Source organism: Lysinibacillus sp. NPDC056185 (assembly GCF_047737915.1).
GTDB lineage: Bacteria > Bacillota > Bacilli > Bacillales_A > Planococcaceae > Lysinibacillus.
Genome location: NZ_JBLLLQ010000021.1, coordinates 30,717 through 45,135 on the forward strand (window position 1 = coordinate 30,717; position 14,419 = coordinate 45,135).

12 protein-coding genes are annotated in these 14,419 nt (G+C 36.1%); all 12 read right to left on the reverse strand.

From position 1 onward, the window contains the following. Positions 1–151 precede the first annotated feature (151 nt). The 12 genes from ACMZ42_RS18480 to ACMZ42_RS18535 all read right to left on the reverse strand — a co-directional run bounded on the left by ACMZ42_RS18480 (position 152) and on the right by ACMZ42_RS18535 (position 14,331). Complete coding sequence (locus tag ACMZ42_RS18480; protein ID WP_415732320.1) at positions 152–2,233, reverse strand: catalase; 2,082 nt, start codon at positions 2,231–2,233, stop codon at positions 152–154. A gap of 494 nt (positions 2,234–2,727) precedes the next feature. Then, positions 2,728–3,156: a cysteine peptidase family C39 domain-containing protein gene (locus tag ACMZ42_RS18485; RefSeq protein WP_415732321.1), complete on the reverse strand. Its 429-nt coding sequence runs from the start codon at positions 3,154–3,156 to the stop codon at positions 2,728–2,730. A gap of 239 nt (positions 3,157–3,395) precedes the next feature. Continuing rightward, positions 3,396–3,962, reverse strand: coding sequence for a GNAT family N-acetyltransferase (locus ACMZ42_RS18490; protein WP_415732322.1), 567 nt, complete (start codon positions 3,960–3,962; stop codon positions 3,396–3,398). Positions 3,963–4,481: 519 nt separating this feature from the next. After that, positions 4,482–4,697 (reverse strand): hypothetical protein, encoded by a 216-nt coding sequence (locus tag ACMZ42_RS18495; protein WP_415732323.1) that lies wholly within the window; start codon positions 4,695–4,697, stop codon positions 4,482–4,484. Positions 4,698–5,254: 557 nt separating this feature from the next. After that, positions 5,255–5,536 (reverse strand): hypothetical protein, encoded by a 282-nt coding sequence (locus tag ACMZ42_RS18500; protein WP_415732324.1) that lies wholly within the window; start codon positions 5,534–5,536, stop codon positions 5,255–5,257. A 433-nt stretch (positions 5,537–5,969) separates the two neighbouring features. Next, the gene (locus ACMZ42_RS18505; RefSeq protein ID WP_370076838.1) at positions 5,970–6,236 is read right to left on the reverse strand and encodes a hypothetical protein; all 267 of its coding nucleotides are present in this window, start codon (positions 6,234–6,236) and stop codon (positions 5,970–5,972) included. 576 nt (positions 6,237–6,812) lie between these two features. Then, on the reverse strand, positions 6,813–8,309 hold the full coding sequence (gene glpK, locus ACMZ42_RS18510; protein ID WP_415732325.1) for a glycerol kinase GlpK: 1,497 nt from the start codon (positions 8,307–8,309) through the stop codon (positions 6,813–6,815). A gap of 130 nt (positions 8,310–8,439) precedes the next feature. Beyond that, positions 8,440–9,243, reverse strand: coding sequence for an MIP/aquaporin family protein (locus ACMZ42_RS18515; RefSeq protein WP_370076834.1), 804 nt, complete (start codon positions 9,241–9,243; stop codon positions 8,440–8,442). A 156-nt stretch (positions 9,244–9,399) separates the two neighbouring features. Then, positions 9,400–9,963: a glycerol-3-phosphate responsive antiterminator gene (locus tag ACMZ42_RS18520; RefSeq protein WP_370076832.1), complete on the reverse strand. Its 564-nt coding sequence runs from the start codon at positions 9,961–9,963 to the stop codon at positions 9,400–9,402. A gap of 56 nt (positions 9,964–10,019) precedes the next feature. Continuing rightward, a complete protein-coding gene (locus ACMZ42_RS18525; RefSeq protein ID WP_370076830.1) occupies positions 10,020–11,663 on the reverse strand; it encodes a glycerol-3-phosphate dehydrogenase/oxidase in 1,644 nt (547 codons plus the stop codon). 672 nt (positions 11,664–12,335) lie between these two features. Further along, positions 12,336–12,911, reverse strand: a complete 576-nt coding sequence (locus tag ACMZ42_RS18530; protein ID WP_415732326.1) for an RloB family protein — start codon at positions 12,909–12,911, stop codon at positions 12,336–12,338. A gap of 136 nt (positions 12,912–13,047) precedes the next feature. Next, positions 13,048–14,331 (reverse strand): AAA family ATPase, encoded by a 1,284-nt coding sequence (locus tag ACMZ42_RS18535; RefSeq protein ID WP_415732327.1) that lies wholly within the window; start codon positions 14,329–14,331, stop codon positions 13,048–13,050. Positions 14,332–14,419: the final 88 nt, after the last annotated feature.

A 14,419-nucleotide genomic window follows, 5' to 3' on the forward strand; every position in this document is an offset into this window, starting at 1 on the left:
CGAGTATTCTCTCTGCTTCCGCGAGTATTCTCCCTGCTTCCGCGAGTATTCTCCCTGCTTCCGCGAGTATTCTCCCTGCTTCCGCGAGTATTCTCTCTGCTTCCGCGAGTATTCTCTCTGCCCGCGGGTATATACTGCAAAACAACGTTAGTTAATAAATATTCCGTTCCCAAAAGCGTTGTTGAGCTATTGCTTTCACAAATTTTTTAGCGAAATCTTTGTCGCCAGTTGCTAGCACCATTCCTGGCCCTACATTGGCATTAGACATATTAAAAAATGTCGTTCCTGATGTAGCTATTCCAATCGGTTTGTAATGTCTATACGCTTCATTGATATAATTTACAATATGTGAATTAAACTTTGCCTGATTTTTTGCTCTTACGCCTACAACATATAACGAGTCAAATAGTACCGCATCCGTAGTAATAAATGTGTCACTTGCTGTTAGCTGTACACCGTCACTACTAGTAACAACCCCTAATCTGTCAGAAATAATACTGTATCGAACTCCCTGTCTTGTTAAATATTTTAGTATTTCTCCAACTTCATTTGCATCAAATCCATCACCTATTAGCACGCCTACTTTAAGTGTTTGGGGCATTTTTATAGTATTTGCTTGACTAAGTGCAGGTGATGATAACGTGACATTTATTTGCTCTCCTTTTGGACGATTAACACCAACATTATCGGCCACAGTTGTTGCCATTGCTTTATCAACACGGACGAACATATCGACAACCTGTTGACGAACAGACTTACTTTTCACCTTTCCTACCTCAAAACTAAAGGCATCAATGATATGCTGTTTTTCAGGAGGTGACATACTATTCCAAAACAACCTTGCCTGTGAGAAATGATCATCAAACGATTTACTACGTGCTCGTGTGATTCGTCCTTCTACCTTTTCTTCATAATGGACAAAGCCACCTTCCCTTGCCGTTGAAGTTGATGGTGTATTATTGGCCAAGGAATTTTTATGATAGCTCACTTTTCCTATATTAATTGTTTGACGACTAAAGCCATTGCGCTGATTATTATGAAATGGACAAATGGATCGGTTAATCGGTATTTCAGAAAAGTTTGGTCCCCCTAGACGTATTAACTGTGTATCTAAATAAGAAAATAGCCGCCCCTGCAAAAGTGGATCATTTGTGAAATCTATCCCTGGTACAACATTTCCAGGGTGGAAGGCGACTTGCTCTGTTTCAGCAAAAACATTATCCACATTACGATTCAAGGTCATTTTCCCAATCTTTTTAACTGGCACTATCTCCTCAGGCCATAGCTTTGTTGCATCCAAAATATCAAAATCAAATTTAAATTCGTCCTCTGGTTCAAGCATTTGTACACCGAGCTCATATTCTGGATAATTACCTATCTCAATTGATTCCCATAAATCACGTCGCTGAAAATCTGGATCCTTTCCAGCAATGATTTGCGCTTCATCCCAAATGAGTGAATGAACACCTAACACAGGCTTCCAATGAAATTTTACAAACCTCGATTTTCCTTTATCATTGACGAAACGAAAAGCATGAACACCAAAACCTTCCATCATGCGAAAACTTCTAGGTATTGCTCGATCAGACATATGCCACATAATCATATGCGCAATTTCCTGATTGTTCGCCACAAAATCCCAAAACGTATCGTGAGCTGAGGCTGCTTGTGGCATTTCATTGTGAGGTTCAGGCTTTACCGCATGAATTAAATCAGGAAACTTAATGGCATCCTGAATAAAAAAGACCGGTATATTATTACCAACTAAATCATAATTGCCCTCATCCGTGTAAAATTTCGTCGCAAAACCACGAACATCACGTGCAGTATCCATCGAACCTAAGCTTCCAACTACAGTTGAAAATCTGACAAATACAGGTGTTTTCTTATTAGGGTCCTGTAAAAAGCTTGCTTTCGTATATTCCCCCATCGATTCATACAATTCAAACTCTCCATGTGCCGCAAAGCCCCGAGCATGTACAACACGCTCAGGAATACGTTCATGATCAAAATGCGTTATTTTCTCTCGAAAGTGAAAATCCTCCATAATAGTTGGCCCACGAACTCCAGCCTTCAACGAATTCTCATCATTCGAAACTTTTAGCCCCTGATTCGTCGTCATCTTTTGCCCTTCATTATCGACACGAAACCGCTCTAACTGCTGATCCTTTGCATTCTCCTCCAAATCTTTGCGCTGATTCGACTTAGATTTATCCACGCAATCCCCTTTCATTCCAATACTCATCATTCTCAATAACACTATATGTTTGTCTGGAATAAACATGCTTCAAGGCGTTGCTATAGAAGAACTTTATCAATTTTTTCTTAATTTACGACAAAAAGTGATTTGAAGTTAATTTGTAAATGTAGTGAAGGTAATATAGCATTTTAATTAAAAGAGGAGAGAAAAATATGAAATGTTAGCACAACTAGCAAGAGTAAAAATATCTTCAACAAAAGTTCCAGAAAAATAATAAGACGACCACATCAATTTTTGGTATCATTTAACCGTGTATCCGGATAAAATTCTTCGTCATTAATATTAGCTCTGTATGGCGTCTACGGTTATGTAAGTATTGCTATAAAGAAGCATATTAATATTTTTTACATTCCACAATTTCTTAAATTCATCAATAGGAACTTTTCGATTATAGCCATTGTTATCATCATTACAATTCACCAGTTGCCTTAATGATTCTGAAAGGTAGACATGCTCTTTGTCATACCCTACGACAGGACAAAATGCAAATTATTACGATTCTTATGTACTTTAATAAAAACAATTACGGGAGTTCCTTTACTAACTTCGGACTTTAATGTATTTACATTTCCTTTATAATAGCTTGTTTTAAATCCCTTTTTTCTTAACACCGTACGGATTCCCTTTGGATATACATTGCCTGATCTCATTTTACTAGGGAAATTAGTATATAACTCTTCACCATCGGCCTCCATTCCAAAATGACGCAACACATATGATGTTGAAAATGCTGCACATTCCCTTTTGTTTTGTATATCTATCCTATTATTTCGTTTAATTAGAAAGTTAGTCGGATAATCTCTTTTTCGTAAAACAGGTATGGGTAATGTCATTAAATATGCATTAATGATAGTTGATATAATAATCCATAAAATAGCTGTTCTAACTATAAACATACTACTCCCCCCATTGCTTTGCGACCATATCGCAACAATATTCTAAGTCCTTCTTTCACTAACTTGCTCCGTTAGCACAATCGAAAAACAATCTTACTAATTTTCCCAATAAATATATTAGTTCTCCTAAGAATTGATAATTCCTTCTTCGACTATCCTACCCCGTTAGTACAATAAGAAAAAGGCTACTCCTAATTAAAGTAATGCCCCCGATAGTTTAAGTGAACTTATTCACAAAGTTATTTTATTATTGAATAAATGCAAGTGTCTGTTAATCGACATCCATCTGCTGACAAATCCTCATTCCTTAGTATTCCTTCTAACTTAAATCCGAGTTTTTCAGGGATGGAACGACTCTTATAATTTGTTGATTCACACCTAATTTCAATTCTTCTAAATATGATTTGATTTAATCCGAAATTAATTAACTCATTTATAGCTTCTGTCATATACCCATTGCCACTAAAAGTTGAATTAATCCAGTATCCAATTTCACATTTGGGAATATTCCAATCAATCCCCTGAAAGCTCGTTGCTCCAATAAATTCATCAGTATTTTTATGAAAGATAAGAAAACGAAAGCTTTCTCTTTTTAAAAAGTTGATATGAGCATTTCTTAGGTTAATCTCTGTTTCTTCAATACTAGGAATTTCTTGAGCAAAGGGCATCCACGCTTTTAATTCAGTGAAGGAATCTCTAATTGCTTGGTTAACAATATTTCCATCTCCAGAATGATTTGGAGCACGAAGAATTAATCTTTCCGTTGTTAATTGTGTTGGGATATCTAATAGTAAAGGATTATGCATTTCATTTTCCCCTTTTAAATTTTTGATTACTAAAAAATTATATAAAAACTATCCCTCCCAAGACATTCGTCTTGAGGACGAGAGTTATAACTTCGTGGTACCACCTCAGTTTGTTGATATGTCAACATATCAACCTCTTCAGGTACGTTCATATCCTATCTTTGAACCCGTCTCACAATCCCTGATTTTTCATTAGATTGGTAAGATACTCAGAGTCTTTTTTATTAAGATTTATCACTATTACTCCTTTTCAGAAAATAGGAGCTCTCTGTAAATAATCAACTCTTAATTACTTCTCATCAACGCTTGATATATTTAGAATTTTTCAATACTTTATCTAAAAATGTAATTATTGTCAACAGATTTCTTATTCAACTACCCTGCCCCGTTAGCTCAATAAGAAAAAAGATGCTACCGCAGCAACATCTTGTTTAACTCTTGCACCCGTTAGTTTAATAAGAAATGGAGGAACTCAATTAAATTAAGTTCCTCCGTTACTATGAATATTTACAATTAAATCTATTTCGGCTTACACTCAAAAGAATAATTACTTGTGAGATTATTACGAATTTCTAATATGACTTCTCCACCATTTTCATAACAGCCAGTGATGAGTAAATTTATTTCTTTAGTATTGAAATAACTATAGGTATACGTTATAAAAGACACTCCAAATAAAGCGATAACGAAAAGCCATAAAATGCCTTTTAAATCCTTTTTTTTAAAGATACTCATTTTCATCCCCTCCTAAATTTTAATTGAACTAATCTATTCCTTTACCTTATTACGCTTAAAAGTAATAGAATTTCCATTTTTTTCAAAAAAAAAAAAAAAACAAAACTCCCATTATTGAACTAACCTTCTCCGTTAGTTCAATAAGAACAGCGACGCTTCTTCAACTAAAGTTCTTGTTAGTTTAAATTGAAGTACCGATTAAAAAATAATGATTTACAGCGTTATATATTGTCTATATATGCACGTTTTTATTCATATAGCATATCTGTAGAATTTTCTGCAAATTTTTGAAAAGTCTTATTGTAGCTATGTTTATATACCTTTCCATAAAATGCTGCATAATTAATGTTCATACAAAAAGCCCAAAACGTTGATTTAACAACATTCATGACTTTTTAATGTGTGCCCAAACTTCCATTTGGAGAAACGTTATTAGGTTTAGTTATGTATACGTTATAAATCCTGGTTGCACTAAATCCTCCATTAGTTGAAAAAGAAAAGTTAAACATATTCAACAATCGCGGCCCGTTAATTAAACATTTGTTACCTTATTCATTCTAAAACAAATCCAAAACGTTAGGGTATATGTATTGTATAGTCAGAATAAAAAGAACAATCAAGCCTATTGTGGATATTAAAAACACCCAAACTTTTTTTATCCTTAACTGTACAAAAGCAGATACCAACACAAGAATATTAAAAATCACAATCATTGAAACCCAAACCCCATAAGTTTGATCTAGGTCTGGTGCAGCAACGCTAAATGCTGGGCCTAAACCAATAAGAGTTACTAATATGAATATCAATCCGTGTACCAAGTATACTGCTGCCTTAAACAATTAAACCACCTGCCCTCTCCAATCTCGATCATGAGTAAAATAATCCTTACTCCGTTAAATGACCCGTTTGCGGAACAACTTAATACATTGTAATTTCAAATGACTTTATGAATTAAACAACTTTAATATCACGAAACACTTTTAAGTATAACATTAGTTCCCAAAGCGCCGTTTGGTAACAATTCTTTCCTGTTTTTTAATTTAAAACTCGAGCGAAGCGACAACAAATATAGCTGCTTATTTTGGAAAATAAAAGCTAAATATTTGTAAAGGTCGTAGGAATCTCCTACCAAGCCAAAAACAGCGTTTTCGGGGATTACCATGGTAATCCCGTACTAAAGCACCCCATTAGTTTAAGAGGAAAATTAAAAAAATAATATAACCTTTTATCATTTTCCGACAGAAAACTCCCACTTCTATAAGTGTGAGTAGTTCAAGTTTCGCCCATAAACACAAGTAGTACGATTGACAATGAAACGCCAATGACATAAATCCCAAAAACAATCATAGGGGAATACTTCCAAAATCCTTTTTCTCTTTTTTTAAAGCTCTGAACACTAAATATTATTCCTATGACGAACATAATAGCCCCAACGAAGAATAGCCAAGCAGTATTAAGTTGAAAGTAATAAAAACACGCTACACAAATAAGTCCTACTACTGAAAATAATGTTGATAATATCCCTTTTTTTCTGAGCATTGTTTACCGCCTCCTTAATTTCTACAATTACTATAAGGACGAACGAAATGAACATCAGTTCCAATTTTAATTAATTTTACCATTTAAAATATACAGAATCCATTACTGCTTATTGAACTAAACTGCACCGTTAGTTGAATAGCAACACTCTTTTAGAAAACGGCCTAATTTAAAGATTTAATTTATCCAAAACGAAGTTTGCGTGGTGAGATATGAAGAAACCTTGGTTTTTAATTATGTCAGGATCATCGATATTGCTTATATGTATCTATGCAATGTATCAGACTTTTTTCAAATCTCAAATTGGACCTATTGGAAGTGGGATATTTCTGAGATTTCATTTCTGACATTGGGTATAATAAGTCTAAAAAATTACCGTAATCGTTAAATCGCGAACAACTGGCTCTAACCAAATTCATTTCATAATGCAACTCTAAATCGTTTATCTAAAACAAAACCTTGATCGGCGACTGAAGTGACCCCAGTTAGATTTTTGTCTAACAACCGGATCCGCTTCAAATTTGCCTATCAAGGTTTTTTTCATCACTATTTAGCTATCTTTACTAGTTACTACTATTATTTAAATGCTTGAGCAGCTGATACAGCTTTTTTCCAGCCTGCATAGATTTCTTCACGATGTGAGTCATCCATATTAGGTGTGAATTGGCGATCTAAATTCCAATACTCACTAATTTCATCTGGTGATTTCCAGAAGCCAACTGCTAAGCCCGCTAAATATGCAGCACCCAAAGCTGTTGTTTCGTTAATGACCGGACGATCAACAGGAACGTTTAATAAATCTGATTGGAATTGCATTAAGAAATTGTTTGCAACTGCACCACCATCTACACGTAATTTCGTTAGTGGAATATTGGCATCCGCTTCCATTGCACCAAGTACGTCTTTTGTTTGATACGCTAACGATTCTAATGTTGCACGTACAAAATGTTCTTTAGAAGTACCGCGCGTTAAACCGAAGACTGCACCTCGTACATCTGAATCCCAATAAGGTGTACCTAGACCAACGAATGCAGGAACTACATAAACGCCGTCAGCCGACTCTACACGCGCAGCATATTGCTCAGATTCTGAAGCAGAACGGAACATTCGTAAGCCGTCGCGTAACCATTGAATAGCAGAACCAGCTACGAAAATACTTCCTTCTAAAGCGTAAGTAACCTTACCATTTAAGCCCCATGCAAGCGTAGTTAATAAACCATTCTCTGATTTTACTGCCTTTTCACCAGTATTCATCAACATAAAGCAGCCCGTACCGTAAGTGTTTTTAACCATACCTTCTTCAAAGCAAGCCTGACCGAATAGAGCAGCTTGTTGATCACCCGCAGCCCCTGCAATTGGGACAGCAGAACCAAAGAACAGCGCTTCCTCCGTATATCCATACACTTCTGAAGAAGGACGAACCTCAGGAAGCATAGAAGCTGGAACGCCTAAAATGTCTAATATTTCTTCATCCCATTTTAAATCATAAATATTGTACATTAACGTACGAGAAGCATTTGAATAATCTGTTACATGGACTTTACCACCTGTTAACTTCCATATTAACCACGTATCAATCGTACCGAATAATAAATCGCCTGCTTCTGCTTTTTCACGAGCACCTTCAACATTGTCTAAAATCCATTTTACTTTTGTACCTGAGAAGTATGCATCGATTAATAAACCTGTTTTATCACGGAATAAATCATTGTAACCGTTTTCTTTCAATTCCTCACAAATAGCGTTCGTTTGACGTGATTGCCAGACAATCGCATTATAAATTGGTTTCCCCGAATGTTTATCCCAAACAACAGTAGTTTCGCGTTGGTTTGTAATACCGATCCCAGCAATTTGATGTGATTCAATATTTTTTGCAGAAAGCACTGTAGCGATACAAGAAAGAATAGAAGACCAAATTTCTTCTGCATGATGTTCAACCCATCCTGATTGTGGGAAATATTGCGGGAATTCTTGTTGTGCAACGTGGAGAATGCTCCCTTTTTCATCAAACAAAATAGCACGTGAGCTTGTTGTACCTTGGTCCAAAGCTAAAATATATTTTTTTTCTGACATCGGTCATACCTCCAATAATTTTTTAATTTCTTTCAGCGTCTTCTTTGTGCAAGCACAAAGCCGATTCCAGACTCATTGTTTCTGTGTGAAAGCGAAGCGACAGCTACAATTATGCCGAGGCATAATTGATTTACTCTTCACTTTTAACATTGTTCACTGTCATTTGAGCACTGATAAAAATAATAACTACGATAATAGCAAATACCCAAAATGCGATACTATTTTCCCCTTCAAAAATTTGTTGGAAAAATAGGGCACCAAATGTACCACCAATAATTGGACCTACAACTGGAATCCATGCATATGACCACCCTGAGTCACGTTTACCTGGGATTGGTAAGAAGAAGTGAGCAATACGTGGACCTAGGTCACGTGCAGGGTTAATTGCATAACCAGTAGGACCCCCTAATGCCATCCCAATGACTACAATTAGCATACCAACTAGAAATGGATTTAAACCATCCGTAATTGTATTTGTTCCTAATGCTAGAATACCTAAAACAAGTATAAATGTACCAATCATTTCTGAGATTAAATTTGATAATGGATGTTTAATAGCAGGCATCGTAGAAAATACAGCCAGTTTCGCTTCCGGATCTTTCGTACCTTTCCAATGTGGTAAATACATAAAATAAACGAGTACCCCACCTAAAAATGCACCAATCAATTGTGCAGCAATGTAAGTAGGTACGTCTTCCCACGGGAAATTACCGATTGTAGCAAGCGCGATCGTTAAAGCAGGATTTAAATGAGCCCCACTAATACCACCAACAGCATATGCAGCCATAGCCACACCTAGACCCCAAGCGAATGTAATCACTACCCATCCACCGCCAAAACCTTTCGATTTGTGCAGTGATACACCTGCAACAACGCCACCACCGAATAAAATAAGAATCATCGTGCCGACAAGTTCAGCTGTAAATGTTGACATACAAAAAGCCCCCCTTTGTAATATTGCACTTAGTAAAAAAATAAACCCACACTTAAACAAACTGCATGTTGTAATGCAGATGAATAAATGTGGGTTCCTTTTCCTAACCACGCGCTTTTTAACTTATGTACATTGTAGAGAAAATAATATACATAGTCAACGATATTTTTGGAAATTTTCCCACAAATTCTTATTTGATGTTGTAATCGCTATTGCTCCAGCCGATAACGCTTCCTCTATGCTTTCAACAGTGCGAACTAGTCCACCTGTAATAACTGGAATTTTTGTTCGCTGGTGTACTTCTGAAATCATTGAAGGAATGATGCCTGGTAATAATTCAATATAATCAGGCTTTGCTGACTCAATCATTGAAAAGCTTTTTTCAAGTGCAATCGTATCAATTAAAAAGACGCGCTGAATGGCAATAATCCCACGAGATTTTGCTTTTATTAACATATTAGATCGAGTGGAAATTATACCTGCTGGACGGATATCATTACATAAAAAATCTGCTGCAAAGTTATCCGTTTTTAAGCCATGAATTAAATCTGCATGAATAATTAATTTTTTACCGTTACGATCTGCTTCTCGTTTTATGGACATGAGCAAACTAATATGCACTTCTAATAGAACAATGTATTCGAATCGACTATTTAATATTTCATCAAATTGCTTTACTGTTCGTGCTGCGGGAATAATTTGTTGATCATTGAAATTCATTTGATTTCCCCTTTATTCAAAAAGTCAGGCCGCCATTAAGACGACCTTCCTTTTTATTATAATGCAGTTGTAGCTCTTGTTATTTCTAAATTTAAATCTTTTTCATATTGCGTACGTTGTTCAGTAGACCATTGTAATTGTTTTGCCATTTCATCTAATATCGCTTCTTTATATTGTATTACAAGGGCGATATTAAAGAACATATACGCTGTACGACGAATCATAAAGTCGTTTGGATGAACAACCATTTCATGATGAATACCGTACTGTAGCTGAGCATATAGCCCTTGTGGTAAAACAGGATGTTCTTCTTTAGCATATTCAAAAACAGTATCCACATTAGAACCATAATGATGTGCTAAATGTTTTGCTTCCTCTTCTGATAATCCGATATCAACACCCATTTTTGTTCGTTTTGACACGAAGGCTTGTAAGTTTTGGGAGCCCCCAACATCTCCACCAGAAATATGAATATTCTTTGTATAACATGGTTTTGATGCAATGCCAAATCGTTGTTCTAAATCTTGCGCAATCATATTTAAAACCGTTTCAGCCATTTTACGATAACCTGTTAATTTACCGCCAGCGATTGTCACAAGTCCCGAAGCAGATTCCCACACTTCATCCTTACGAGAAATTTCAGATGGATTTTTACCTTCCTCATGAATTAATGGACGAACGCCTGCCCAGCTTGATTCGATATCTGCATCAGTGACGTTAACTTTTGGAAACATGTAATGAATTGCCTTCATTATATAATCACGATCTTCTTGTTGGATATTCATTTCCTTGGCATCGCCTTCGTAAAATGTATCTGTCGTTCCAACATATGTTTTCCCATTTCGAGGAATCGCAAACACCATACGGCCATCAGGGGTATCAAAATAGACTGCTTGACGTAATGGGAATTTAGATTCATCAAAAACGATGTGCACACCTTTTGATAAAATTAAGTGCTTACCATTTTGTTCCCCTTCAATATTACGAACCTCATCTACCCATGGGCCTGCAGCATTCACAACTTTTTTTGCACGAATATTAAACGTATTATGGGCAATTAAATCTTGTGCTACGATACCATTAATTTTCTTTTGGTCATTGTATAAAAAGTTTTCTGCCTTTGTATAGTTAATGAGTGTAGCACCTTTTTCAATGGCAGCTTTGGCAACTTCGACTGTCAGACGTGCATCATCTGTACGATATTCTACATATACACCACCGCCGCGTAAATCCTCACCTTTGACTAAAGGTTCTTTTTCCATTGTTTTTGTAGCATTTAACATATATCGACGTTCAGAACGTTTAACCCCTGCTAAAAAATCATAGACACGTAAACCAATATTCGTTGAAAATTTACCGAATGTGCCACCTTTATGAAATGGTAGTAGCATCCAAACAGGAGTTGTTACATGCGGTCCATTTTCATAAACGATCGCACGCTCTTTTCCTAAATCTGCAACCTCTTTTATTTCAAATTGTTTTAAATAGCGAAGTCCACCGTGCACTAATTTTGTCGAACGACTTGAAGTACCAGCTGCGAAGTCTTGCATTTCAACTAACGCTACAGATAGTCCACGAGCAATTGCATCAAGTGCGATACCACAACCTGTAATCCCACCACCGATTACCAATAAATCGTATTCTTTACTTTGTAATTCTTCAATCGTTTGTTGACGTTGTATTGCTGAAGCTGTGCTCATAATGAATTTCCTCCTTATTTAAAGCGAAAAAAAGAGACCATTAAAAGCACATGTACAACTGTACATATGTTTTTAATGGTCTCTCAATCGCTCAAACCTAGTATATTAACTTAATTTCATTGTAATCTGTTTAGAAAGAAAAGGCAAGGTAGACCGTCTGGAAAAATTACGAATACAACATACACTTTTCAATCATTTATAGGTTTAAGGGCGTATCATATGTACTGTTCAATTGTCATGGCTTCAGATATTATTCCCAAATACGAAAAATTTATTTATCTTCATTTTTGAGTGGAGAATAAAATAAATTTAGTTGTAATCGTCGTATAGAAAAAGTTCCACTCCAATCAACTTAATATATGTCATACTTTTAATAATTGTTATCCCCATCTTTTGAGATATAAAAACAGTAGGTCCTCCATTAAGTGACGGAAAACCTGCTGATGGCAATCAATTATATCTCGGCATAACTGTAGCTGACGCTTCGCTTTCGCGCAGATAAACAACGCGTCCGGAATCGGCTTTGTACTTAGCCCTGCAGATGTTTTTTGCGCGAAAGCGTAGTGCTAACGCAGCGACAGCAGCACCGATGCAGGTCAGTTAGCCGTTATCGCATGGATGCGATGATTTTAGGCTAACATCCTCTAAGAACGACTTTTTTGCTGAAAGAAGTTAAAATATGTATTTTATCATTTCATGTATGTTGCAATAAGGATTGTCACGACTTTCCGACTTGCGAAGTGCCATCATATCTGCGCAATTTTTAATAGCGACCTCATGTCGAAGTGCGATAGGTGCAATGACTGACTCATCCGCTTTATGACGAAAATAACGTGTTACCCCAAGATGCTGCTCCATCTTGTCATTTAATACAGCTCGAGGATACTTTTCGGAAATATCGACTTCTTCAAAATGCAACAGTAGCCATAATTCGAACGCTTCATTTGAATAGGCGATATGAATATTATTCTCCTCGCAAAAATCATTCACTTCCTCTAATTGCTTTTCGGTTAAATCATCCTTATCAAAAACAATCCATACCTCATCAAAATATTGATAGCTTGAATCTCGATAGGCATGCTGGGCTAGCTTAATTGCTGAACGCTTGACGTTTTTTATTTTGACACTTACCATTTTTGAGCGCTTTAAAATACGCATTTGCTCAAAATAAATACGTTCGGTTTCACCTTCACAATAAATTAACACGGTTTTACGCAGTGTTCGATTCCCTTGTTGACGCACTCTCACTGTTCAGATACCTCCATTTCCTATCAATTTTGCCTCAGCATAATTGCCTCCGGAATCGGCTTTGTACTTAGGCCGGCAGATGTTTTTGCAGATAAATTGTCACAGGACGTGGCGTCTTAGACTGAGTTCCTTTATTTCAGCGGGTGTTTGGATTCCCGCTGAAAGAAGTTAAATATTGATCTGATAAATATTCATTAATAACCGGTGTAGCTCCAAATTCTCCTTTTAAGTAACGCTTGGCATAGGAAATATCCCCACGTTTCTTCTGTAAATCTGTAAAATCAAATAAGGAGTATAACTCGGATTCATTTTTAAAGCTTTTATTCACAAACCATATTTGATCGGAACGTAGTGGCTGATCTAATAAATCAATTTCATGACTTGTGACAACAAATTGATTCGTACCATTACGCTTGCTGTTCATAATGGCCATTAAAAATTCGCAGATGGACACATGAAATGCTGTGTCAAATTCATCTATAAAGATCGTCTTCCCTTTATTGTATGCATCGACCATGGCACATGCTAAATGCAGCATACGGACTGTCCCCTTTGAATCCATGGTCCAATTGATCGTTTCTGTTCCGATTGGCGCGCCTGCTTCATCGAACGATAAATAGTGCAAATCGATATCCACCTCTTGAATAACCTCTGGAGTGTCAAAGTCATAGCCAATAGTATTTTTCTCTCTTCGTTCAACGCGTCTTGCCGTTACATCTTGAATAGAAAAGTCTGCAATCTTTAGTAACTTTATAACTTCTTTCTTAAAAGGCTCCTCTTCAAGTTTACGAATAAGTGGATGACTTGATAACCGATTTGCTTCATCTAAAAACATTATTTTATGTAAAAACCAATCAAATATTTTCCTAGCATCTGGATCATTAAAGACATTTAATACCGATAAGAAAGCTGTATTATTACGCGTATATTTTGTCAATTCTAGCGATGTGCTGTGGGCAGTTTCATACAAATATTCTGTCCCATCCCATTGTCTATTAAAAAGCTGCTCTTTCATAGACTTTGTCATTTTAGTTAGACTTTCATAAAGAACCTGTGACGCATTATACTGTACCTCATAATCGTACAGTACCCCATCTAGTAATAACGAAATCATAAATTCTGTCGGTTGTTCCTGCTGACTTCCTAACTTAAACGGCTGGTAGGGCAAGCGTAGTTGTTTAACATTATTTAGATTTTCAAAGTTAAACAATAAAGAACGTAAAATTTTAATAGCAGTGAATAAGTTTGATTTTCCACTTCCATTTGGTCCGAAAATAAAGGCACTTTTTACAAGGTGAAATGAGTCAAATTTCATCGTATGTGTATCCTTTAATTTTCGAATACGGCTTCCCGCCACCATCGAAAATAGTGTTTCATCCTTATAACTTAAACAATTTTTCACTCTGAAATCTACCAGCATTTGTAAGCCTCCGTTCAATTCCGCAACATTCCTTTAATTATACTATAGGCGTAAAAAAACACCTATTACTCCGCGTAATACCAATAAT

Excerpts from the sequence above, each read along its gene's own strand:
- ACMZ42_RS18535 (WP_415732327.1), bottom strand. The coding sequence starts at position 14,331 with ATGCTGGTAGATTTCAGAGTGAAAAATTGTTTAAGTTATAAGGATGAA.
- ACMZ42_RS18485 (WP_415732321.1), bottom strand. The coding sequence starts at position 3,156 with ATGTTTATAGTTAGAACAGCTATTTTATGGATTATTATATCAACTATC.
- ACMZ42_RS18490 (WP_415732322.1), bottom strand. The coding sequence starts at position 3,962 with ATGCATAATCCTTTACTATTAGATATCCCAACACAATTAACAACGGAA.
- ACMZ42_RS18495 (WP_415732323.1), bottom strand. The coding sequence starts at position 4,697 with ATGAGTATCTTTAAAAAAAAGGATTTAAAAGGCATTTTATGGCTTTTC.
- ACMZ42_RS18515 (WP_370076834.1), bottom strand. The coding sequence starts at position 9,243 with ATGTCAACATTTACAGCTGAACTTGTCGGCACGATGATTCTTATTTTA.
- ACMZ42_RS18505 (WP_370076838.1), bottom strand. The coding sequence starts at position 6,236 with ATGCTCAGAAAAAAAGGGATATTATCAACATTATTTTCAGTAGTAGGA.
- ACMZ42_RS18480 (WP_415732320.1), bottom strand. The coding sequence starts at position 2,233 with ATGAAAGGGGATTGCGTGGATAAATCTAAGTCGAATCAGCGCAAAGAT.
- ACMZ42_RS18520 (WP_370076832.1), bottom strand. The coding sequence starts at position 9,963 with ATGAATTTCAATGATCAACAAATTATTCCCGCAGCACGAACAGTAAAG.
- glpK (WP_415732325.1), bottom strand. The coding sequence starts at position 8,309 with ATGTCAGAAAAAAAATATATTTTAGCTTTGGACCAAGGTACAACAAGC.
- ACMZ42_RS18525 (WP_370076830.1), bottom strand. The coding sequence starts at position 11,663 with ATGAGCACAGCTTCAGCAATACAACGTCAACAAACGATTGAAGAATTA.